At 63.8% G+C, this 22,284-nt stretch carries 16 protein-coding genes and 1 pseudogene; 7 read left to right on the top strand and 10 right to left on the bottom strand.

All coding sequences use genetic code 11. From position 1 onward, the window contains the following. Positions 1-19 precede the first annotated feature (19 nt). Positions 20-2,251, bottom strand: a pseudogene (locus PCA31118_RS04155) (ABCB family ABC transporter ATP-binding protein/permease); the annotation flags it as partial. A 300-nt stretch (positions 2,252-2,551) separates the two neighbouring features. Here PCA31118_RS04155 and galE point away from each other — a divergent pair. Then, positions 2,552-3,571, top strand: a complete 1,020-nt coding sequence (gene galE, locus PCA31118_RS04150) for a UDP-glucose 4-epimerase GalE (RefSeq protein ID WP_150623172.1) — start codon at positions 2,552-2,554, stop codon at positions 3,569-3,571. Between the two features lie 38 nt (positions 3,572-3,609). On the opposite strand, the gene mqo is transcribed toward galE, so the two are convergent. Both mqo and PCA31118_RS04140 read right to left on the bottom strand, forming a co-directional pair. Continuing rightward, positions 3,610-5,322, bottom strand: a complete 1,713-nt coding sequence (gene mqo / locus PCA31118_RS04145) for a malate dehydrogenase (quinone) (protein ID WP_150623170.1) — start codon at positions 5,320-5,322, stop codon at positions 3,610-3,612. Positions 5,323-5,689: 367 nt separating this feature from the next. After that, positions 5,690-6,592, bottom strand: coding sequence for a LysR family transcriptional regulator (locus tag PCA31118_RS04140; RefSeq protein ID WP_150623167.1), 903 nt, complete (start codon positions 6,590-6,592; stop codon positions 5,690-5,692). 99 nt (positions 6,593-6,691) lie between these two features. Here PCA31118_RS04140 and PCA31118_RS04135 point away from each other — a divergent pair, with 99 nt between their 5' ends. From PCA31118_RS04135 to PCA31118_RS04125, 3 genes are all read left to right on the top strand, one after another. Then, on the top strand, positions 6,692-7,996 hold the full coding sequence (locus tag PCA31118_RS04135) for a CitMHS family transporter (RefSeq protein ID WP_150623165.1): 1,305 nt from the start codon (positions 6,692-6,694) through the stop codon (positions 7,994-7,996). 89 nt (positions 7,997-8,085) lie between these two features. Then, positions 8,086-9,483 (top strand): acyclic terpene utilization AtuA family protein, encoded by a 1,398-nt coding sequence (locus PCA31118_RS04130; protein WP_150623163.1) that lies wholly within the window; start codon positions 8,086-8,088, stop codon positions 9,481-9,483. Further along, entirely contained in the window at positions 9,470-9,826 is a 357-nt protein-coding gene (locus PCA31118_RS04125; protein WP_150623161.1) for an AtuA-related protein, read from the top strand. Before PCA31118_RS04130 ends, PCA31118_RS04125 begins: the two co-directional genes overlap by 14 nt. A 79-nt stretch (positions 9,827-9,905) precedes the next feature. Here the strand turns inward: PCA31118_RS04125 and PCA31118_RS04120 are convergent, their stop codons facing one another. From PCA31118_RS04120 to PCA31118_RS04110, 3 genes are all read right to left on the bottom strand, one after another. Continuing rightward, complete coding sequence (locus PCA31118_RS04120) at positions 9,906-11,006, bottom strand: asparaginase (protein ID WP_246190042.1); 1,101 nt, start codon at positions 11,004-11,006, stop codon at positions 9,906-9,908. Positions 11,007-11,096: 90 nt separating this feature from the next. Continuing rightward, a complete protein-coding gene (locus PCA31118_RS04115; protein WP_150623159.1) occupies positions 11,097-12,542 on the bottom strand; it encodes an NAD-dependent succinate-semialdehyde dehydrogenase in 1,446 nt (481 codons plus the stop codon). A gap of 60 nt (positions 12,543-12,602) precedes the next feature. Next, positions 12,603-13,748, bottom strand: a complete 1,146-nt coding sequence (locus PCA31118_RS04110; RefSeq protein WP_150623157.1) for an iron-containing alcohol dehydrogenase — start codon at positions 13,746-13,748, stop codon at positions 12,603-12,605. A 119-nt stretch (positions 13,749-13,867) separates the two neighbouring features. Here PCA31118_RS04110 and PCA31118_RS04105 point away from each other — a divergent pair, with 119 nt between their 5' ends. After that, entirely contained in the window at positions 13,868-14,812 is a 945-nt protein-coding gene (locus tag PCA31118_RS04105) for a LysR family transcriptional regulator (RefSeq protein ID WP_150623154.1), read from the top strand. A gap of 167 nt (positions 14,813-14,979) precedes the next feature. Further along, complete coding sequence (locus tag PCA31118_RS04100; RefSeq protein WP_150623152.1) at positions 14,980-16,332, top strand: MFS transporter; 1,353 nt, start codon at positions 14,980-14,982, stop codon at positions 16,330-16,332. Positions 16,333-16,424: 92 nt separating this feature from the next. On the opposite strand, the gene PCA31118_RS04095 is transcribed toward PCA31118_RS04100, so the two are convergent. Then, complete coding sequence (locus PCA31118_RS04095) at positions 16,425-17,111, bottom strand: hydrolase (protein WP_150623150.1); 687 nt, start codon at positions 17,109-17,111, stop codon at positions 16,425-16,427. Positions 17,112-17,269: 158 nt separating this feature from the next. After that, the gene (locus tag PCA31118_RS04090; protein ID WP_150623148.1) at positions 17,270-18,502 is read right to left on the bottom strand and encodes a GGDEF domain-containing protein; all 1,233 of its coding nucleotides are present in this window, start codon (positions 18,500-18,502) and stop codon (positions 17,270-17,272) included. 200 nt (positions 18,503-18,702) lie between these two features. Between PCA31118_RS04090 and PCA31118_RS04085 the strand changes: the two genes are divergently transcribed. Then, positions 18,703-19,146, top strand: coding sequence for a MarR family winged helix-turn-helix transcriptional regulator (locus PCA31118_RS04085; protein ID WP_044455816.1), 444 nt, complete (start codon positions 18,703-18,705; stop codon positions 19,144-19,146). Between the two features lie 37 nt (positions 19,147-19,183). On the opposite strand, the gene PCA31118_RS04080 is transcribed toward PCA31118_RS04085, so the two are convergent. Next, positions 19,184-21,463, bottom strand: a complete 2,280-nt coding sequence (locus tag PCA31118_RS04080) for a xanthine dehydrogenase family protein molybdopterin-binding subunit (protein WP_150623146.1) — start codon at positions 21,461-21,463, stop codon at positions 19,184-19,186. A gap of 121 nt (positions 21,464-21,584) precedes the next feature. Further along, positions 21,585-22,229, bottom strand: coding sequence for an isochorismatase family protein (locus tag PCA31118_RS04075; RefSeq protein ID WP_150623144.1), 645 nt, complete (start codon positions 22,227-22,229; stop codon positions 21,585-21,587). Positions 22,230-22,284 lie beyond the last annotated feature (55 nt).

Genomic DNA, 22,284 nt, shown 5'->3' with positions numbered 1-22,284 from the left:
GTTGGGCAACAGAAGGTGGAGGTGGGCGTGCAGGCGCAGGCGCGTCGATGAGGGCGTCGGGACGAAGCGGCAGCGTGATGCGCAGGGCGACACCCACGTCGTCGTGCGAGCGGGTGAGATAGGCGCCGTGATGCTCGAGACTTGCCTGTATCGACGCAAAGTCGAGCAAGGAGAGCTCCGGCGCATCGAACAGCGGACTGGCGAACTCGATCAGTGCGTCGTCGGCGTCGCGCCGCACGCGAACATCGAGCTGGCCGCCCTGCCCCATCGTTTCCACGCCGAGCCGACAGAGTTCCCACAGCACGTGGTGCAGGCTCGGCGCATCGACGTTCACGACAAGGTCCTCGGTCGTCATTTCCCGGTGGACTTGCGTGCCGTGCGCGGCAATGGACTCACGCAAGGCGTCGAGCACGCCATCGACGAGCGGCACCAGCGACACCGGTCGCATGACGACACGGCGCTCGATTTGTTCAAGCGCACGTTGTTGCTCCTGAAGCTGCCACATCTGGGCGTAGACAGTGCCTCGCGCGAGCAGATCGTCGTGACGACCTTGTTCGACGACCCGGCCCCGCTCCATCACCAGTATCCAGTCGGCCCCCACGACCGTGGACAAGCGGTGGGCGATCAGCAGGCTCGTTCGCTGCGCCGCGAGTTGCATCATCTCGTCCTGGATGGCGCGCTCGGTTCGCGTGTCGAGGGCAGACGTCGCCTCGTCGAACACGATGATCGGCGGGCTCTTGAGCAGCGCGCGGGCAATGGCGATACGTTGTCGCTCGCCGCCGGAGAGCCGCATGCCCCGCTCCCCGACGCGTGTTTCGTACGCATCCGGCAGCGATTCGATGAACGGGGCGAGCTGCGCGCTGCGAGCGGCCTTGACGACATCGGCGCGGGTCGCGCCGGGGCGTCCGTAGGCAATGTTGTAGGCAAGCGTCTCGTTAAACAGGATGGTGTCTTGCGGCACGATGCCGATGGCGTCGCGCAGGCTCTGCTGTGTGACGTCACGCAGATTCTGGCCATCGATGCTCACGGTTCCCGCATCCGGTTGATAGAGGCGAAACAGCAGACGCGCGAGCGTCGATTTCCCCGAGCCGCTGCCGCCGACGATCGCGACCGTCTGACCGCTGCCTACGCGAAACGACACGTCGTGCAACAACTGGCGGCCCGGCTCGTAGCTGAAATCGACGCCCGCAAACTCGATGGCGCCCCCTTCGATCTTCAATGGATGCGCACCCGCTGCGTCGTTGTCCTCGTCGTCGCGCCCCTTCGCGAACAGCAGCGCGAAAAGGCGTTCGATGTTGGTAATGGCATCGTTGGTCTCGCGGAACACGAAACCCAGCGCGTTGAGCGGCAAGCTGACCTGAATGATGTAGGCGTTGATCAGCACGAGATCGCCGATGGTCATGGCGCGCGCCATGACATGTTGCCCCGCGAGCAGCATGACGGCCGCGATGCCCGCGCCGATGCAGGCGCTCTGTCCGATGTGCAGCGCGGAGAGCGCCGACTGGTTGGCAACGCCCGCTTTGGCCCAGTCGTCCGCGACAGTGCGAAGCCGCTCGGTCTCGAACGACTCCCTTGCGAAATACTTGACGGTATCGGCGTTGAGCAGACTGTCCACGATCCGGCTGCTTTGCGCGGCCTCCAGGGCATTGACCTGCATCTGCATGCGCATGCGGCGCCGGGTCGCATAGGCGGTCCAAGCCGCGTAAGACAGAAATGTCGCGGCGATGATGGTGAGGAAGCCCGCGCCGTAATTGCGCACGATGATGACCAGAATCAACCCGATCTCGACGAGCGTCGGCACGATCGCGAACAGCGATACACCGAGCAGAAAACCAACGGCAGTCGTCCCTTTTTCGATGTCGCGAATGACCGCACCGGTCTCGCGCTGCGCATGAAATCGGGCGCTCAGCCGATGCAGATGCGAAAAGGTGTTGACGGTGAGGTCGGCGACCGTGCGCTGCGTGACCTCCGAGAACGCCACGTCCCGGACTTCATTGAAGGCGTTCGAGAGAAACCGTACGACGGCATAGCCGAGGATAAGGAACACGGGGAGCATGGCAACCGTGGGCGCGCCCAGTTCGTCCACGATGCCTTTGAGCAGTACCGGGACCGACACCGACGCAAGCTTGGCCGCGACCAGCAGGCTCAGGGCGATGACCACACGCCAGCCGTGGGCGCGTACGGCCTGCCAGAGATAAGTGGCTATGCGCCATCTCGCGGTGGCGGAAGCGGGTTTCGTCGTCAAGCGCATGACCTCCCGGGTTGCCGGGCGTCGCCCCGCAGGTGCGGGATCGCGACGCGTGGCGAATGCTCTCGAAGCCAAGTGACCTGCAAGAGCCGTACCACGGCGCAATCCTCCCACCCTCAATACTCGCAGCCCTCCGACAGCCGCAAGGAACTGGCGGATTCTGCAAACGGATGCAAATTGGCAGTGCGCTGTGCCGCACGCGCCGTTCGATTGCACAGCGACGCGCGACTTGCGTGAGCGGCACGATATTTGCGAGACGGCTCGCAACGTGACGCCAGTCGTCCGCAGCCAGGGAAATCAGCGATGCGTCGACATACCGTTCTGGTGACGGGGGGTACCGGTTATATCGGCTCGCACACTTGTGTGGCGTTGCTTGAGCGCGGGTTCGACGTGGTCATCGTGGACAACCTCGTCAACAGCCGGCGTGGGGTCGTGGCCAGAATTGCCGAGATTGGCGGGCGCTCGCCGGTGTTCGTGGAGGCCGATGTGTGTTCGCCAGGGGCGCTCGACCGCATCTTTGCGACGTTCGACATCTCGGCGGTCATTCACTTTGCCGCGCTCAAAGCCGTCGGGGAGTCCGTCACGCGACCGGTCGATTACTACTGCAACAATGTCGGCGGCGTGTTGGCGCTGGTTCGCGCCATGCAGGCGCACCGCGTAAGGCATCTCGTCTTCAGCTCGTCCGCTGCGGTGTACGGCCAACCCGAGCGCGTGCCCATCGACGAATCATGTGCGCTGTGTGCCGCCAGTCCCTACGGACAAACGAAGCTGGTCGCAGAAGCGTTGCTTCGCGATGCGGCCCGAGCGGATCCCGCATGGCGCTTCGCCGTGCTTCGCTACTTCAATCCGGTGGGCGCACACGAGAGCGGGCGCATCGGTGAGGACAGTGTCGGGGCGCCGAATAACCTCATGCCGCGGGTAACACGCGTTGCGCTCGGTCAGGAACCGCGGCTGAAAGTGTACGGGAGCGACTGGCATACGGCGGACGGCACGGGTATGCGTGACTACGTGCATGTGATGGACGTTGCACACGGCCATGTGATGGCGCTTCGGGCATTGGACCGCCTCGATCGCGGCTTCACGGTCAACCTGGGGGCGGGACGCGGCTACACCGTTTTGGAGGTGATCCGGGCGTTCGAGGCGAGTTGCGGTCAGCGCGTGCCGTATGAACTCATGCCTCGGCGCGAAGGCGACGTCGCATGCTGTTACGCAGCCACGTCGCTCGCACGCGAACTGCTCGGCTGGGAAGCCAGCCGAAGTCTGGAGCGCATGTGTATCGATCACTGGCGCTGGCAGGTCCGAAATCCGAAGGGGTATGGATAGTCGGATCGTCGGACTTGCCGGCGCGATAAGATTCACTCTTAGAGCGCGATGTCCGGCACCTTCTTCACCACGCCGGGGGTCGCCACGGGAGCGGCGGGAACCACGCCATCGAGGCTCGGCGGCGCGATCGCCAGCTGCAGCGTCTCGGCCGTGCTTGCCCATTGCGCAGCAAGCAGTTCCGGATGCTCGTTGAGCTTCTTGCCATAGCTGGGCACGATCTCGCGGATCTTTTGCTGCCAGGCCGGCGTCTTCATCTGCTCGGGAAACACGCGCTCAAGCAGCGAGAGCATGATCGCCGGCGAGGTCGACCCGCCCGGCGACGCGCCGAGCAGTGCCGACACCGAACGATCGCTGGACACCACGACTTCGGTGCCAAGCTTCAGCACACCGCCCTTTTCGGGATCGTTCTTGATGATCTGGACGCGCTGTCCCGCTTCCCAGAGACGCCAGTCTTCGTCCTTTGCCTGCGGCATGTAGTGACGCAGCGCGGCCATCTTTTCCTCACGGGACAACGCCAACTGCTGCGCGAGATACTTCACCAACGCAAATTCATGGACGCCGACCTGCAATTGCGGAACGATGTTCGACGGCGTAGCCGCCTTGGCAAGATCGAAGTACGAGCCGTTCTTGAGAAACTTGCTCGACCAGGTGGCAAACGGCCCGAACAGAATGACCCGCTTGCCGTCGAGCACTCGCGTATCCAGATGGGGCACGGACATGGGGGGCGAGCCCGTATCGGCCAATCCGTATACCTTCGCTAGATGGCGCGAAGCGATCTCGGGGTTCTCCGTCACGAGGAATTCGCCGCCGACCGGGAACCCGCCGTACTGCTTCGCCTCGGGGATACCGGAGAGCTGAAGCAGCGGCAACGCCGCCCCACCCGCGCCGATGAACAGATTGCGCGCGTCCACCGTCTGGATCTTCGTGCTGTCGTTCATGTCGAAGGCCGACACGCGCCACGTGCCGTCTTCGTTGCGCGTGATCGAGCGGACTTCGTACCCGGTCGTGACCTTGACGCCCGAATTGCCGGTGAGATGCTTGTAGAACTGGCGCGTGATTTCGCCGAGATTCACGTCGGTGCCCAGGGGCGAACGCGTCGCGGTCACCACCTCGTCCGCCTTGCGCCCTTGCATCATGATCGGAATCCATTCGGCGATTTTCGCCGGGTCGGTCGTCATTTCCATACCGGCGAACAGCGGCGAAGCCTTGAGCGCCTCGACGCGCTTGCGGATGAATTCCCGATTCTCTTCGCCGAACACCAGATTCATGTGCGGCGTGGCGTTGATGAATTCGCGCGGATTGCCCAGAACGCCCTTGCGCACCTGATGCGCCCAGAACTGGCGGGAGATCTGGAAATTCTCGTTGATGTTGATCGCCTGCGTAATGTGGACGTTGCCCTTGTCGTCCATCGGCGTGTAATTCAGCTCGCAAAGCGCCGAGTGGCCGGTGCCGGCATTATTCCAGCCGTTGGAACTCTCTTCGGCGACCTTGTCCAGACGCTCGAACACCTCGCATGTCCAATTCGGTTCCAGTTCCTTCAGGTACACACCGAGCGTTGCACTCATGATGCCGCCGCCGATGAGGAGCACGTCGACGGTGCGATCGGCCTTTGCGGCGCGATACTGACTGCCGAAGAAATACGAATATCCGCCCCAGACGGCTGCGGCACCCACAGCGGTGGCCAGGAATTTGCGTCGGGTGAAAGGCTTGCGGCCGCGTCCGGGCGCCGTGTTCTTGTCCGTTTGGGTCATGAGAGTCACCCTAAAAAAATGGCGTTGGGCGTCACCGGATCGTTCAGAACCGGCCCGAGGGGCACTGGACCAGTCTCGGTCGACGCCATCGTGTCTGTGCGTCGGCGGTCGAGGTCCAAGCCGGTTGCCGAGCGATGCGAAGCGCGGATTGTAACGCAGACCGGCAAAAACGTAAGTGAAAACCCTAATGCCGACAGTCCCGAAATGGGGCACGCCGACACCGGGCAAGCGCGCTATCTCCGTTATCGCCGTTATCCTCGTCGTTGCAGGCCAACGCATTATGGATGGGGCTCCCGCACGACTTTTCGTCGTTCCCAAGACCTCGCGTGGCGGCGGCAAGGCTCCGCCAAATCAGGCACCTCGGGACTCAGGCGATCTCTTGCGCGGCCAGACGGTCCAACAACATTTCCACAAACGTCTGGGTCACCGGCGGCAGCGTCCGCCCACGCTTCTTGATCAGCGCGATTGGCCGCAGGAAGTCGTCGTGATGGATCGGACGCACGCGTAATTGCGGCTCTGCCCTGACCTCCCGGGCGGAGGCTGGCAGGATCGTCACGCCCAGTCCGGCACGGACCATCGCAACGGCCGTCATCATGTAGGTCGGCTCGCACGCGATATCCGGCACGACACCGCTGCGAGCCAGCGCGGCGTCCACCACGGCCCGAACGCTCGTGCCCTGCGCGGTCAGGACCAGGGGCACGTCGGCGAGGTCATGCAGCGTGAGGCGTTTGCGTCTCGCGAGCCGGTGAGCGGGCGGCAAGACAGCAACGAGATGGTCCGCACCGGTGTACAGAACATCGAAGTCGGCGGCGTTCACCTCGCCACCGGTCATCCCGATATCGACGTCTTCGTTGCGAACCAGTGCATCCACGACCCCGGCCACGGCATCGCGCACGTGAAAGCGCGCACGCGGCACCGCTGCGTTCATTTGCTGGATCAGCTCGGGCAGCACACTCGCGGCAAACGTCGGCAAACAGGCCACGCGTATGGTGCCGCTCGACCCATCGCCCAACGCACGCGCGTCGATCAGCACATGCTCCATGTCATGGAGCGACTTCTGGAGCAGCGGCAGCAATTCGCGACCCGTGGGCGTCAATGCCACGTTTCGACTGTTGCGGTCGAACAGGCGTACCCCCACGGTTTCCTCCAACCGCCTGATTTGCACTGTCAGCGCCGGTTGCGACAAATGCAGCCGCGCGGCCGCTCGCGTGAAGCTGCCGTTGTGCGCCACCGCGATGAACGCCCGAATGTCTCGTAAGTTCAGATCCATTATGGTTTGTGATCGCTGCAATCAAATCATTTCAATTGCGTTATCGAAAGTCAGAAATTACGCTCCATCGCATTAAAAAACAACATCGGAGACAAGCACATGCTTCCGCTATTGGGGCTGGCTACCATCGTCGTGCTGCTCGGCGCGATTCTGTCCAAGCGCATGTCGCCGCTCGTGGCGCTGATCCTCGTGCCGATTGCCGCATCGCTGATCGGCGGCTTCGGCTTCCAGACCAGCAAGTTCGTGCTCGACGGCCTCAGGGGCCTCGCGCCGGTCGTGGGCATGTTCGTATTTGCCATCCTGTACTTCGGCACGATTACCGACGCCGGCACGCTCGACCCGATCATCGACCGTATCCTCAAGGCAGTGGGAACGCGTCCAACGCGCATCGTCATGGGCACGACCCTGCTCGCCCTGCTGATCCATCTCGACGGGTCAGGTGCCGTCTGCTTCCTCGTGACGATTCCCGCCATGCTCCCGCTCTACGATCGTCTCGGCATGGACCGGCGCGTGCTGGCCGCCGCCGTGTCGATGGCCGCCGGCATCAACTTCCTGCCATGGACCGGCCCGATGATCCGCGCATCGGCGTCGCTGCACTTGCCGATCTCGAGTCTCTTCAATCCGTTGATTCCGGTGCAGGCCGTCGGCCTGGTGTTCGTCTTCGGCGTGGCTTACTGGCTGGGCCGACGCGAAGAAAAGCGGCTGGGACTGGCGTCGGTCGACGGCTCGATTCCCATGCCCCAGCGAGCGCTGTCGCCGGAGGAACAGGCGTTGCGACGCCCCAAGCACTTCTGGTTCAACATCGTGCTCACGCTGGTCGTGCTCGGCACCATGGTCGTGATGGGGGAAAAGATCCCGCCCGCGATTATGTTCATGGTCGGTCTGTGCGTCGCGTTGATGGTGAACTACCCGGACGTCGACATGCAGCGCAAGCGTATCGATGCGCATGCGCGCGCCGCCCTCATGATGGCCGGCATCCTGCTTGCTGCGGGTGTCTTCACCGGTGTCATGCAAGGTAGCGGCATGCTCAAGGCGATGGCGCAATCTGCCGTCGGCTTCGTGCCACCGGGCATGGCCGGCCACATCCCGGTCGCGCTCGGTCTGGTATCCATGCCGCTGAGCATGCTGTTCGATCCCGATTCGTTTTACTTCGGCGTCTTGCCGGTCATCGCGGAAGTCGCGGGACAACTCGGCGTGCCGGCGGTTCACGTCGGTCAGGCAGCGCTGCTGGGCCAGATGACGACCGGCTTCCCGGTCAGTCCGCTCACGCCGGCAACGTTCCTGGTGGTCGGTCTGTGCCGCATCGATCTCGCCGATCATCAGAAATTTACCTTCCCGCTGCTGTTCGGCGCGTCGGTCGTGATGACGATCGCCGCGGTCGCGCTCGGCGTATTCCCGCTTTAAGCCTTCACGAAACGGCGCGATTTGGAGCGCGTCTTCGACGCCCCATTGAACGCCTCGTTGAGTGCGATTTGGAAATCAAGGATGAACGTATGACAGGCACATCGACGCCGTCTACACCCACGACAGCCACGCCGCGCGCGATCCGTATCGGCGCAGGCGCCGGTTATTCCGGCGACCGGATCGAGCCCGCAGTCGAACTTGCCGAGCATGGCGCGCTCGACTATCTCGTCTTCGAATGCCTCGCCGAGCGCACGATCGCCATCGCACAGCAGACCCGCCGCCAGTCGCCGGAGCTCGGTTACGACCCACTGCTCGAAGCGCGTATGACGGCTGTGCTACCCGCAGCGATTCGCAACGGCGTGCGCATCATCTCCAACATGGGAGCGGCCAATCCACTGGCTGCGGCGCGCAAAACGGCGCAGATCGCGCATCGCCTGGGGCTTGGCGAGCTCAGAATCGCTGCCGTGACCGGCGACGACGTGCTCGATGTCGTACTGGCGTCGGACACGACCTTCGAAGAAACGGGGGATCCGGTGGCGTCGTATCGCGAGCGCATCGTTTCTGCGAACGCCTATCTTGGCGCAAGCGCCATCGTCGACGCGCTCGCCGCTGGCGCACACATCGTCCTGACGGGCCGCGTCGCCGACCCTTCGCTGTTCGCGGCGCCGTTGATTCACGAATTCGGCTGGCGGATGGACGATTGGGACACGCTCGGACAAGCGACCGTCGTGGGCCATTTGCTCGAATGCGCGGGCCAGGTCACCGGCGGCTACTTCGCTGACCCCGGTTACAAAGACGTCCCCGATCTGGCCCGGCTCGGTTTCCCGATTGGCGAGGTGTCGCCGGACGGATCGGTCGTGATCACCAAAGTCTCACACGCGGGCGGACACGTGACGCCGGCCACCTGCAAGGAGCAGTTGCTCTACGAAATCCATGATCCGCAACGCTATTTGCAGCCGGACGTCGTTGCCGATTTTTCGCAAGTGAGCGTGGCAGCCGATGGTCCGGATCGGGTGAAGGTTCAAGGTGGGCGCGGCACGCCTCACACCGGCAAACTGAAGGTCTCGGTCGGCTACATCGACGGGTTCATCGGCGAAGGCCAGATCTCTTACGGCGGCCCGGGCGCCGTGGCGCGTGCGCGCCTTGCCATCGACATCGTGCGCGAGCGACTCGCCTTGACTGGTGTACAAACGAGCGAGTTGCGCTGCGATCTGATCGGTATGAATTCCCTGCACGGTGAGACGGCCGGCGCACGTCACGGCGATCCGTACGAAGTGCGGGTGCGCGTGGCGGGGCGTACAGCCTCGGCGAGCGAGGCCCTGCGCATCGGAAACGAGGTCGAGACCTTGTACACCAATGGCCCGGCGGGCGGCGGCGGCGCGAGCAAATCGGTTCGCGAAGTGCTGGCTGTCCAGTCGGTCTTGCTCGCGCGCGAACACGCGCGACCATCGTTCACTTTTGTGGAGCGTGAGCATGAAGCTGCGTGAACTTGCGCACTCGCGTACGGGCGACAAGGGCAATACGCTCAATGTCTCGCTCATCTGCCATGACCCCCGCCATTACGAACGGCTTCGCCGGGAAGTCACCGCCGAGCGGGTCAAGGCGTTTCTCGGCGATGTCGTGCGAGGCGCCGTCGTGCGCTACGAACTGCCGCGCATTGCTGCCTTCAACTTCGTGTTGAGCGATGCACTGGGCGGCGGTGTCACTCGTTCGCTCGCGCTCGACGCCCATGGCAAATCGCTCAGTTCGGCGTTGATGGAACTCGAGATCGACGATAGTGCCAATATCGTCGAATCCAACGATAGTGACGATACTGCTGCCCCCGGCTAACGCGCAGCAGCCTGCGGATTGCTGGATGGCGCAATCCGCAGGCGGAGGCGACGCGTCGATCAGTGGATGACGCGGGGCATCAGTAAGTGGCGTCGAACGCCTTCTGCACCTTGTCCGGGGTCGTGACGCCGTTGCCGATCAGCAATTGCGTGAGCACCCGGGCTTTTTGCGGGTTCAGGTCGTAGGAGACGACAAAGCCGGTCTTGTCGTCGGAGACTTCGACGTTGCGATTGACGAAGCCGCTGCCCACGCGCGAGGCGCGAACGACGACGACCCCCCGTTTGGCTGCCGCCTCCAAGGCATCGAGCGCTGCCTTGGACGCGTTGCCGTCGCCAACGCCCGCAAGCACGATTCCCTTCGCGTTATGCCGCACGGCGTCGTCGATCTGTCCGGCGTCCATATCGGCGTGGGCATACACGATGTCCACGCGTGGCAAGCCGCCATTGGGCACGTTCAGGCGCGCGTTGCGCGCGGCGGCAGGCGGCGAGAGATAGCGGACCGACGCCGGATCGACGTAGCCCAGCGGCCCGCCATTGGGATTGCCGAACGTTTGCACCGACGTCGTGTTGGTCTTCGTAACCCAGCGCGGCGCGTGAATCGTATCGTTCATCACGACGAGCACACCGCGATGGCCCGACTGCGGGCTGGCGGCCACCTCCACCGCTTCGTAGAGATTGCCCGGACCGTCTGCGCTCACGGCGGTGCTCGGTCGCATGGAACCGACGAGCACCACTGGCTTGGGCGTGGAGAGCACGTTGTCCAGGAAAAAGGCCGTCTCCTCCATCGTGTCGGTACCGTGCGTAATCACCACGCCGTCGGCTTCATTGCGCTCGAATGCCTGCTTGATTCGGGCTGCCAACTGGTACCAGACCTTGCTGTTCATGTCCTGCGAGCCGATATTGGAGATCTGCTCGGCTTTGATGCTCGCGAGCTTGTCCAGTCCCGGCACGCTGGCCGTGAGCTGCTCGCCCGTCACACCGCCCGCGTTGTAGCCGATGGCCGATCGCGCATCGCCGGTGCTGGCAATGGTGCCGCCCGTGGCGAGCACGAGAATTCGCGGTTTGGCCGTACCGACGTCTGCTGCATTGGCTGTGAAGGCGTAGCCGCCCGCGCCCAGGGTGAGCGCGGCCACGGCCGTCGTATGCATTGCAACTTCACGAAGGGTCTTCGACGTTGTCATCGTTCGCTCCATTGTTGTCGTTTGTCGAACATCGCGCGTACGGCAGGCGCGATGTCCGACATATTGACAAACTTTGAAGCGAAGCGCCGATCAACTCGCCATCACGGACACCGCCTTCGTCACGAGATACGCTTCCATGGCCTCAGGCCCGCCTTCCGAACCGTAACCCGAGTCCTTCACGCCGCCGAACGGCATTTCCGGCGACGGCGCTGCCGGCTGGTTGATCCAGAGCATGCCGACTTCCATTTGCTGCGAGAGCAGATGCACGTTGCGGAACGACTGCGTGAACGCGTAGCCCGCCAGCCCGTACGGCAGGCGGTTGGCTTCGGCAATGGCGTCTTCGAGCTTGTCGAAGCCGCGAATCGCCGCGACCGGGCCAAACGGTTCATTGTTGAAGACGTCGGCATCGAGCGACACGTCGGTGAGCACCGTCGGCGCGAAGAAGTTGCCGGACGTGCCCACGCGCTCGCCGCCGGTGGCGACCGTCGCGCCCGTCTTGCGGGCGTCGTCGATCACACGGCTCATGGCCGTCAGACGACGCGCGTTCGCCAGCGGCCCGAGCGTCGTGCCCTCCGCGAGACCGTCACCCAGCTTGAGGCTTTCGGCGTGTTTCACAAGCGCCTTGGCGAACTCGTCCTTCACGCTGTTGTGCACAAGGAAACGCGTCGGCGAAATGCACACCTGACCGGCGTTACGGAACTTGGCGCCCCCCGCTGCCTTGACGGCGAGCGCGAGGTCGGCGTCTTCGGCGACGATCACCGGTGCGTGGCCACCGAGCTCCATCGTCGCGCGCTTCATATGCAGACCGGCGAGCGACGCGAGCTGCTTGCCGACCGGCGTCGAACCGGTAAACGTCACCTTGCGAATGATCGGGTGCGGAATCAGATAGCTCGAAATTTCCGCCGGGTCGCCGAAGACGAGACCGACCACGCCGGCGGGCACCCCCGCGTCGACGAACGCCTGGAGCAGCGCAGCGGGCGACGCCGGGGTTTCTTCCGGCGCCTTGACCAGGAACGAGCAGCCGCAGGCCAGCGCAGCGCTCAGCTTGCGCACCACCTGATTGACCGGGAAGTTCCACGGCGTGAATGCAGCGACCGGCCCGATCGGTTCCTTGAGGACCGTTTGCTGAGCGTTGAGATTGCGTGACGGGACAACGCGGCCATACACGCGCATCCCTTCGTCGGCGAACCATTCGATGATGCCGGCGCCCGAGAGCACTTCGATACGCGCCTCGGCGAACGGCTTGCCCTGCTCCTGCGTCATGAGACGCGCGATCGCGTCAGCGCGCTCGCGCACCAGCGCCGCCGCCTTGCGCATCGTCACGGCGCGCTCGGCGGCCGGCACCTTGCGCCAGGCAGCGAAACCGCGTTGCGCGGCCTCCAGGGCGCGGTCGAGATCGGCGATGCCCGCATGGGATACCTTGCCGATGACATTGCCCGTTGCCGGGTTGACGACGTCGAGCGTTTTGCCGCTGGCGGCATCGCACCACTCGCCGTTAATCAGAAGCCGGGTATCTGTATATCCTGATGTAACCATTTGAATTTCCTGAGAACGATTGGCAATGGGCGAGGCGCAGCCCCTGCGCCTCGCCGCGCTTTAGCTTGACATCGACGCTTCGAGCATCTCGCGATAGTCCTCTGCCGAGGCCTCCCGCGGATTGGTCTTGTGGCTGTGATCCTTGAGCGCACCCTCGATAATGCGCGGGAACTGCTCCCGAGTCACGCCCAGTTCCGCAAGACCGCCCGGAAGTCCGAGTTTCGCCGTCATATCGGCAATCGCCGGGCCGACGTCGTCGCCGTGCGCCAGGCCCATCGCCTGCGCGAGTCGGTCCAGCTTGGCCGCTTCCTGCATCGACGGCGCGCTGCGGTTAAAGGCGATCACCGCCGGCAACAGAATAGCGTTGAGCGTGCCATGGTGCAGCCGAGGATTGATGCCGCCGAGCGAGTGGCTCAGGCTGTGCACGCAGCCCAGCCCTTTCTGGAACGCGAGTGCGCCCTGCATCGATGCACTCATCATATTCAACCGCGCCTCCCGATCCGAAGGCTCGCGCGTGGCGCGCTCGATATGACGCCACGCGCGCCAGAGTCCGTCGAGCGCGATGCCGTCGGCCGGCGGGTTGAATGCCGGCGCCATGAACGTCTCCATGCAATGGGCGATGGCGTCCATGCCGGTGGCCGCCGTCAGACCTGCGGGCAGGCCAAGCGTCAAGGCAGGGTCGCAGATCGCCACGCGCGGCACCACATACGGCGAGATCACGCCAACCTTTCGCCCGTCGTCGAGGATGAGGATGGCACCGCGTCCGACTTCGCTGCCGGTTCCCGCCGTCGTGGGAATGGCGATGACCGGCGCGGTCGCTGCGGTAATGCGCGCGAGGCCGCCTTCGATGACCGCGAAGTGCTGAAGCGGGCCATCGTGCGTTGCGCACACCGCAACGCCCTTGGCCAGATCGATGGACGAGCCACCGCCCAGCGCGATCACGCCATCGCACACGTGGGACTTGTACATCGCCACCGCCTCGCGTACTACGGACTCGTTCGGGTTCGGGGGCGTCCGGTCGAACACCGGCACCGGTTGCGTTGCGCCCAGCGCGTCGAGCACAGTGTCGAGCAGCCCCGCCGCGCGAATACCGGCGTCCGTCACGATCAGCGGGCGGGAAATGCCGATCCGGTCGCATTCACCGGCGAGCAATCGAATCGCGTCGTAACCGAACTGGATCTGGGTGATGTAGTTGATGAGGGACATGGCAGATGACGAAAAGTTATAGGAAGGCTATGCTCACGCAGAGATTTCGCAGTGTATGGCCCATGCTGGCGCGGCGATATTGAGAGCATTTGATAGCGATATAACTTTTCATCAAGACAATGACGCCTCCCTCGCTCAATTCGATCATCTCCCGTCTGCATGTCAAACAGCTCCGGCTGTTGATTGCCATCGAGGAGCACGGCTCACTCCTGGGGGCGGCGACACAGTTGGCGATGACCCAGCCGGGCGCCAGCAAGGCGCTTCACGAAATCGAGACAACCTTCGGCACGGCGCTTTTCGAGCGCTCGAACCGGGGGTTGGCGCCCAATGCCGTCGGGCATTGCGTGATTCGCTACGCGCGGCTGATCCAGTCGGATCTTGCGCATCTTCGCGAAGAAATGGTCGGCATCATGCGCGGACATGGCGGACGTGTGTCCGTGGGCGTGATTATGGGCGCGGTGCCTTTGCTCACCGATGCCATCACCTCGGTGAGCGAGGCCCAGCCCGACATGTCGATAGAAATCGTGGAGGACACCAGTGCGGCACTCCTGAGTCAGATCGACGCCGGTCGTCTGGACCTCGCCATTTGCCGCACGAGCGTGAGCCAGACGCCCTATCTGTATGACAGCGTGTTCGTGCAGGACGAAACGCTGGCCGTGATCGCCAACGTCGCGCATCCACTGGCGAGCGCAGTGCGGGTCTCGCTAGGCGATCTCGCGCAATACCGCTGGGTGGTCTACCGGGCGAACATGCCGATGCGACGTCTGCTGGAGCGCGAATTCCACGACGCCGGGCTGCGATTCCCCGCCCATTTACTGGAAACGACGTCCGCGTTCGCGACCGTTTCCCTGTTGCAGAAGAATCCGTCGCTCGTCGCACTGGTCTCGATCGACGTCGCGCGCTTCTACACCGAGCACGGCGTGGCCTGCACACTGCCGCTCACGCTGTCGTCGCTGAGCGAGCCCTACGAACTGGTGACGCGCCGCAGCGCCCCGCTATCCCACGGCGCGCAGATGCTCATGCAGGCCATCGTTGCCCGTGGCGCCAACGACACGAAAGGGTGAGCCCCCCCCCTTGAGCGTCGCGGATATGCCTTTCGGAAATGACGATCGATTGCGCGAGCGCCATCTGGCTTGAGAAAAAGTTATAGCGCTAACGCCAACGTTCAGTGTACTGGCGCCCCCCACCTTTGTAGACTTCGTCCGGTCATCAAAAAAACAAGGTGGAGACAATGAGCGGAATAGCGCCCAATAGCGCGGGTAGCGCAGGCACCCCCGGCCTGACTTCGGCGATGAAAGAAACGATGGTTCCGGAGGCGGAGCGCCGACGCGCTCTGCTCGGCAGCGCCGTCGGCAGCACCATCGAGTGGTACGACTACTTCCTGTACGGCACGATGGCATCGATCATCTTCGCCAAACAGTTCTTCCCGAGTACCGACCCGCTCGTCAGTAATTTGCTTGCGCTGGCGACCTTTGCGCTGGCCTTTATCATTCGTCCGCTGGGCGGGGTGATCTTCGCCCACATCGGGGACCGGGTCGGTCGCAAAAAGACGCTGGCGATCACGCTCAGCATGATGGGGATGTCGACCGTCCTCATGGGATTGCTGCCCAATTACGACCAGATCGGCGTCTGGGCGCCCATTCTTCTGTCGTTGCTGCGTCTGATGCAGGGGCTGGCACTCGGTGGCGAATGGGGCGGTGGCGTGCTGCTCGCCGTGGAATACTCACCGCGCCATCGTCGCGGCTTTTACGGTGCGGTGCCGCAAACGGGTGCGGTGCTTGGGCTCGCGCTCGGCAACATCATCACTTCCGTGCTGAGCAACTCCATCAGCGACGCCGACTTCCAAAGCTGGGGGTGGCGCATTCCGTTCGTCGGCTCGATCGTGCTCGTGCTCGTCGGCATGTGGATTCGCAATGCGGTGGGCGAGACGCCATCGTTCAAGAAGATCATGGCGAACCGCACGGAAACCCGTATTCCGCTGAAGGAAACGTTGCAGGATCACTGGCGATCGGTCCTGATTGCCATCGGTGCAAAGGTGGTAGAGACGTCGACCTTCTTCCTGTACGCGACGTTCACGATCTCGTACATGATCGGTCACGGTTTCCAGCGCTCCGACATCCTGAATATCGTGCTGGTGTGCGCCCTGATCGCGTTCCCGTTCATGCTCTATTTCGGGCATCTGTCTGACAGGATCGGCCGCAAGAAGGTGTTCCTCTGGGGTACGTTTGCCTTCATCGTCTGGATCGGCCCGTACTTCTGGCTGTTGAATCAGAAGTCGATCCTCCTCGCGTCGGTGGCGGTGGGCGTGGGGCTGAGCGTGATCTGGACGACGTACGGTTCGATGATCGGCACGTTGCTTGCAGAGGCGTTCCCGCCGTCGATTCGATACACCGGCATGTCGCTCGGCTACCAGATCGGCGCGGCGCTCGTGGGCGGCCCGATGCCCCTCATTGCGACCGCCCTCGTCGCCTACTTTGGTGGCAGCTATGTGCCGGTCGTCTTCTTCATGATCGCCTGCGCGCTCGTCTCGGTGGTCGCCGTCGCACTCGTCAAGGATCGCAGCGGTCTGCCGCTCGACGATTGAATCTCGACGATTGAATCGACGGCGTCCCGCAGGCACGGGCGAAACATGCGACGAGGCGGCCACCGCCTCGTCGTGACATGCGCTTCCCTGCGTCAGCGTGCCGGCACCGGCGCCACCGATTCGTGCGGCGTGGCCGTGCGTTGGGCGGCCTTGTGAACCATGGTGTAGGCATAGTCGACCCCCATGCCGTAGGCACCGGCATGTTCCTTGACGAGCTTCATCACGGCGTCGTAGGTATCGCGGTGCGCCCAGTCGCGCTGCCATTCGAGCGTGACCTGCAACCAGGTCACTGGCACAGCGCCCGCCTGGACCATACGCTGCATCGCAAAGTCGTGGGCTTCCTTGCTGGTGCCGCCCGAAGCGTCGGCAACCATATAGATTTCGTAATCGCCTTCGAGCATGGCACACAGGGCGAAGGTCGTATTGCAGACTTCCGTCCAGAGGCCTGCGACCACGACCTTCTTGCGGCCGTTGGCCTTGAGGGCATCACGCACCTTCTGGTCGTCCCACGAGTTCATCGACGTGCGCTCAAGCGTCCTGGCGTTCGGAAAGACGTCGAGAAGTTCCGGATAGGTATAGCCGGAGAACGACTCGCTCTCGACCGTGGTGATCGTCGTGGGGATGCCGAAGACCTTTGCGGCCTTGGCCAGACCCACCACGTTGTTCTTCAGCGCCTGGCGATCCATCGACTGCACACCGAAGGCCATTTGCGGCTGATGGTCGATGATGATGAGCTGGCTGTTCTGAGGGGTCAAAACTTCAAGTTTGGGATTCGACATGGTCCGGGTCCTGAGGTCCTAGGGGCGTGAGGTACATGAGGTGCCTGATGGGTATTGGGGTATTGCGCTGCGCAACCCAATGAAAGACTAGTCGACCCGGTCCCCGCCGGAACATCACCTGATGGTATTAGTCGGCGCCCCCGGTCTTGCGAGACCGATTACCTCGCCGCCGCCGTGGCGCCAAGCGTTGGCACCTGCCATTCATCGCCCTGCCCCGTCGGCGTTTGCCGGTCGGGGGCGAGAACGACACAATTCCGGCCATTGGCTTTCGCGGCATAAAGAGCCGCATCGGCCCCTGCCATGACCGTCGCCAGGGTGTCGCCGGGCGCAAAGGTATCGACACCCGCGCTAAGCGTCGGCACAACGTCCCGGTTCGGCACGCAGGTGCCCGATTCCGCCACTGCGGCGCGCACGCGCTCGACGAGTCGGCCGGCTTCTGCCTTCGAGGCGTCCGGCAACAGCACGGCGAATTCCTCGCCACCGATCCGCCCGACAACGTCGCCCGCGCGCACCGAACGGGCAATCAGCGAGGCCACATGGGCAAGTGCGCGGTCGCCCGACGCATGGCCGTACCGATCGTTGACGCTCTTGAAATTATCGATGTCGAGAATCGCGACGGACAGCGGCGCGTTCAGCGGCGTCTTCAGCGGAGCGTTACCCGCCGTCCCCAGCGCGAGCGCTTCGGCACGCGCAATGAATGCGCGCCGCGCAAGTACCCCCGTCAGGTCGTCGTACGTTGCCAGACGCTCCATGCGATCCACCAGCCGGTCATGCGCGAGCAGCACCATGCCCACGGACAGGCAGGGCAACGTCAACGTCGCCATGCCGAGGAACAGAACATTGAGAGGCGTGGGCTGGAGAAACACGGTTTCGTGCGCGAATCCGAACGCGTAGGCGAACGAGCGCACTGCGTGAACGACCGCGCCCAGCGTCGCTGCGATCGAGACAAAGTAGTAGGCATATTTCGGGCGGCCCGGCGGCCGGTGCTTGAGCACCATCGCGCCGATGTAAAAGCGTGCGTAGGCAATGACGCCCGAAATCATCGCGCTGCGTGCGTCCACATGCGGTGAGACGAACGTCCAGTGAAGCAGCAGCGCGAGGATGCCGACGATCGCCACGTATTCCCATACGTAGCTCGTCCGGGTGTTCAGAAATTGCCGGAACCCCTGCACACCGAGGAGCGACGCGATGACGAGCAGACTGCTCGACGTTGCGACCACGGCGTCCGAGTTGCCAGTGAGCAGCAATGCCGATGTCACCGCCAACAGCCCGCTCGCCGCGCTCCATCGCCGAACCCCGGGGACATGCGCCTGAAACAGTGAGCCGAGAACGGCGACGCTCATGACGCACGAGAGAATCGCAATGCTGATGAAAACAGCCGGGATAGACATGGCGCGTGACGAGGTATCTGGTGCGTTTTTGAAGCCGCCAGCATAGCCGAATTCAAAGACCAGGCCGCAGCAATGTGTCCCGCCAGCCTGTCGCCGCGACAATGCCTTGATGTGGCTCACGCCGCGTGCATACCCGTCGCTCATTCCCGCCGCTTCCGATGCTATGCTCGTGGACATACTTCCATCGCTCATGCGCAGCCATGCCCAGTAAAACTGCTTACGACTTCCACGACCAGATTGGTCACCTGCTTCGCCGCGCCTACCAGCGTCACGTTTCGATCTTCCAGAGCGCCATTCCCGACTCCGACCTGACGGCCGCCCAATTCGTGGCGCTTTGCACCGTCAAGGAAAAGCGTTCGTGCTCGCTCAACGACATTGTGAAGACGACCGCGATCGATCAGGCCACCATACGCGGCGTGGTCGAGCGTCTCAAAGCGCGAAACCTGATCGAAGTCGAACCGGATCCGACCGATGGCCGCAAGCTGCTGGTGCGCGCCACGCCCGCCGGGCTGTCATTGATCGAGCGGACCGTGCCGTTCGCGGAGGAAGTCACCGAACGCACCTACGGCGCGCTCAACCCCGCGGAACGTGTGGCGCTGATGTTCCTGTTGCGCAAGATGATGGACACCGATTCGGCAGAATGAACGGGCAGTCCCCGAGCCAACGCCCGGCGTGTTCGCCTCACGCCGTTGTTGCTGCCTGTCGGAGCAAACGCCCCTGCCGCGCGAGCGCTGCGCGTACCGTCTCCGGCGTGAACGGCGGCGCGTAGAGCCGAACGCCCGTGGCATCGAAAATCGCATTAGCCAGTGCTGCCGGCCCGGGCACCGACGCCGACTCTCCTGCCCCCATGGGCGGCTCGCCCTGTCTCGGCATCAACACGACATCCAGTTTCGGTAATTCGGCGAAGGTCAGGATCGGGTAACCGCCCCACTCCCGGCTGGCGGGTCGGCCGTCGACGAACCGCACACGCTCCTTGAGCGAGCGACTGAGGACTTGAACCACGTTGCCGTGCAACTGGTGACGCACCCCGTCGGGATTGACCATCGTGCCGGTGTCTTGCCCCACGGTCACGCGCTCGACACGCACCTCGCCCGTGACCCGATCCACGACCACGTCCGCAATCCACGCCGACCAGGCCGCGCCGAACCCCGGGAAACGGCTATGCACATAACGCGCATAGGCAACGCCACGCCCCCGCGCGAAGCGTTCGTCGCCATCCCATCGGGCGGTGTCTTGCACGCGAGGCGTCCACCCGGCACGGGCGGCCACCGCATCGAGCAGTTCGACGGCACGCGCGTCGTCGAGATGCCGAAGCTTGAACGCCAGCGGATCGACGCCCGTCGACCATGCCATCTCGTCGGCGAAACTGTCATGGGCAAACGAGTTCGGTAACGCCGACACGCCCCGGAACCACGACGCGCGCACCAACGGCGCCATGTCGTCGCAGGCAAAGCGCCGGTGGCGGCTCACGTAGGGCGACACTGCCGTGCGGTCGCCCATCTCGAATACGCGCGCCTGGGGCGCCACCACGCCGATGAGCAGCGAGGCGAGTAACGGGGCGTCGTTGGACGGATAACGCGTGGAAAAATCGTATGCCAGGAGTTCGCCCGCCGGCGTGGCGGCCCCGCGTACGGTCATGACCTGCCCGGTGCCTTTCGGCTCCCACAGGTGTTCGTCGGCGCGCGACAACTGCACGCGCACCGGTGCGCCAACCGCCCGCGAGAGCAGCAAAGCGTCTCCACAAACGTCGTCTGCGCAATTGCGCCCATAGCAACCGGAGGCTTCCATGCGCACGATATCGATATCGGCTTCCTCCCTGCCGATCAGTTGCGCGAGGTCGAAGCGCAACGAGACAGGGTTTTGCGTGCCCGACCAGACGGTGATGCGTCCCTCGCCCTGCGCCCGGTAATCGGCAACGGCACACGACGGTCCGATCGAGCCGTGCATCTGATACGGCCATGCATAGGTTCTCGACAGCGTCACGACGTCGTCGCGAGCGAACACGGTATCGACGTCACCTTCGGTCAATAGCGGCCGTCTCACGGCGGGTGCCGCAGCGATGGTCGACGCAGGGTCGTCCATCGCGGGCAGCGACGGCAACGGCTTCCAGGTGACGCGCAACGCCTGGGCCGCGCGTATGGCCTGCTCCTCGCGTTGCGCCACAACACCGATGAAGTCGCCGATGACCACGACCGCCCGAACGCCAGGCAAGTCTTCAACGGACGCCTTGTCGACCGACGCCAGCAAATTGCCCACGAAACCGCCGGCGTCAATGCCGCTGTATGGGGGACGCACCACACGCGCATGCAGCATGCCCGGCACCCGCACGTCATGGACGAACGTCAGTGCGCCGGTCGCCTTGGCCGGCAGGTCCACGCGTCGTGTCGACTGGCCCACGACCCGGTAGGTCGACGGATCCTTGACCGGTGTGTCGAGATCCAGCGCAAGCGCAATCTTCTGTCCCCGCACCAGTTCGGCGAACGTCGCCTTGACGACTTCACCCTGCGGGCCGTTACCGAAGATTTGCCCGCCATCGCAGTGCAAATGGCTGACGTCGATACCGAAACGCCGCGACGCCAACGCCATCAACGCGGTGCGCGCCTGCGCCGCCGCACACCGCAACGGCGTCGCCGAGATCTGGATGGTGGCACTCGCAATCGTCGGCCCCTGATTTGGCGTCGCAGCCGTGTGCCCCAGTTCCATGCTCACGTCTTGCGCAAGCACGTCGAGCTCTTCCGCAACGATCTGCGCAAGCGAAGTCCGGATCCCCGTGCCCAGATCGACATGCCCGTTGAAACCCAGAATGCGGCCGTCATCGAGGATCGCAACGAAGATCTCGGCAACGTCGGGGACGAACGTCGAATGACTGCCCGGCTGACCGGGTGCCGGTTTCACTGGCGTGACGGGTTGCCGCACGACGGTCAGACAACCGTGGCGTGCAAGCAGAGCGGAGCGATTCACGAGAAGGAGTTCCTGAAGTTCCGGTGCGCCAGGCGCACCGCCAACGACCAACGATAGGAGGACAATTTCGGGGCGTCAACCGAGACCTGCCACGATGCACAACCCTCGCCTCCCGTCCTGCTCAGCGATGCCGGGCCTCGATGGCTTGCACCGCCTGCGCCAGCGGCATGACGGCGGCATACTTCTGCTGCATGTCGAACAGACTCGCCTCGTGCGGACCGATCGCGCGGTCCCCCACACAGTCGGACAACACGAGGGGCCGCAAGCCGAACGACATGGCGTCCACGACGCTTGCGCGAACGCATCCGCTCGTCACCGCGCCCGCGACGAGCAACGTCTGAATGCCGCGCTGCGCCAGCCAGGGGGCGAGTTGCGTGCCGAAGAAGGCGGACGGAACGACCTTGCGCACCACAAGCTCGCCCTTGGCCGGTGTCAGCTCGGGCACGATGGCGCTGTTCGGATTCGTCTCCGTCAACGTTGCCATGCCGGGCACCTTGATCGAGAAGATGTTGTCGTCGCTGCCGTCGTCTGCGTAGACAATGCGGCTATGCGCGACCGGCCAGCCCTGACGTCGCGCAATGGCGAGCGCATCGACCGTACGTGCGATCGCCGAGGCGATGTTGCCGCCACCGAACACTTCAGGGTCCGCGAAACCGACGACCAGATCCACGATCAGCAGCGCGACGTTGCCCTGAGGCGCAAGGGACGTGCCGAATCCCTGGCGTTGATAGACGCCTGATTCGGCGTGTTGCGAGATGTCAGTCATGGTGAATTGAGCGTTTCGGAATTGGTAGACGTTGAGCGAGGTCGGCAAGATCGCG

Source organism: Pandoraea captiosa, assembly GCF_902459775.1.
GTDB classification, from domain to species: domain Bacteria; phylum Pseudomonadota; class Gammaproteobacteria; order Burkholderiales; family Burkholderiaceae; genus Pandoraea; species Pandoraea captiosa.
The sequence above is the reverse complement of the archived record's forward strand: the minus strand, read 5'-3'. Positions and strand labels throughout refer to the sequence as shown.

Excerpts from the sequence above, each read along its gene's own strand:
- galE (WP_150623172.1), top strand. The coding sequence starts at position 2,552 with ATGCGTCGACATACCGTTCTGGTGACGGGGGGTACCGGTTATATCGGC.
- mqo (WP_150623170.1), bottom strand. The coding sequence starts at position 5,322 with ATGACCCAAACGGACAAGAACACGGCGCCCGGACGCGGCCGCAAGCCT.
- PCA31118_RS04140 (WP_150623167.1), bottom strand. The coding sequence starts at position 6,592 with ATGGATCTGAACTTACGAGACATTCGGGCGTTCATCGCGGTGGCGCAC.
- PCA31118_RS04135 (WP_150623165.1), top strand. The coding sequence starts at position 6,692 with ATGCTTCCGCTATTGGGGCTGGCTACCATCGTCGTGCTGCTCGGCGCG.
- PCA31118_RS04130 (WP_150623163.1), top strand. The coding sequence starts at position 8,086 with ATGACAGGCACATCGACGCCGTCTACACCCACGACAGCCACGCCGCGC.
- PCA31118_RS04125 (WP_150623161.1), top strand. The coding sequence starts at position 9,470 with ATGAAGCTGCGTGAACTTGCGCACTCGCGTACGGGCGACAAGGGCAAT.
- PCA31118_RS04120 (WP_246190042.1), bottom strand. The coding sequence starts at position 11,006 with ATGACAACGTCGAAGACCCTTCGTGAAGTTGCAATGCATACGACGGCC.
- PCA31118_RS04115 (WP_150623159.1), bottom strand. The coding sequence starts at position 12,542 with ATGGTTACATCAGGATATACAGATACCCGGCTTCTGATTAACGGCGAG.
- PCA31118_RS04110 (WP_150623157.1), bottom strand. The coding sequence starts at position 13,748 with ATGTCCCTCATCAACTACATCACCCAGATCCAGTTCGGTTACGACGCG.
- PCA31118_RS04105 (WP_150623154.1), top strand. The coding sequence starts at position 13,868 with ATGACGCCTCCCTCGCTCAATTCGATCATCTCCCGTCTGCATGTCAAA.
- PCA31118_RS04100 (WP_150623152.1), top strand. The coding sequence starts at position 14,980 with ATGAGCGGAATAGCGCCCAATAGCGCGGGTAGCGCAGGCACCCCCGGC.
- PCA31118_RS04095 (WP_150623150.1), bottom strand. The coding sequence starts at position 17,111 with ATGTCGAATCCCAAACTTGAAGTTTTGACCCCTCAGAACAGCCAGCTC.
- PCA31118_RS04090 (WP_150623148.1), bottom strand. The coding sequence starts at position 18,502 with ATGTCTATCCCGGCTGTTTTCATCAGCATTGCGATTCTCTCGTGCGTC.
- PCA31118_RS04085 (WP_044455816.1), top strand. The coding sequence starts at position 18,703 with ATGCCCAGTAAAACTGCTTACGACTTCCACGACCAGATTGGTCACCTG.
- PCA31118_RS04075 (WP_150623144.1), bottom strand. The coding sequence starts at position 22,229 with ATGACTGACATCTCGCAACACGCCGAATCAGGCGTCTATCAACGCCAG.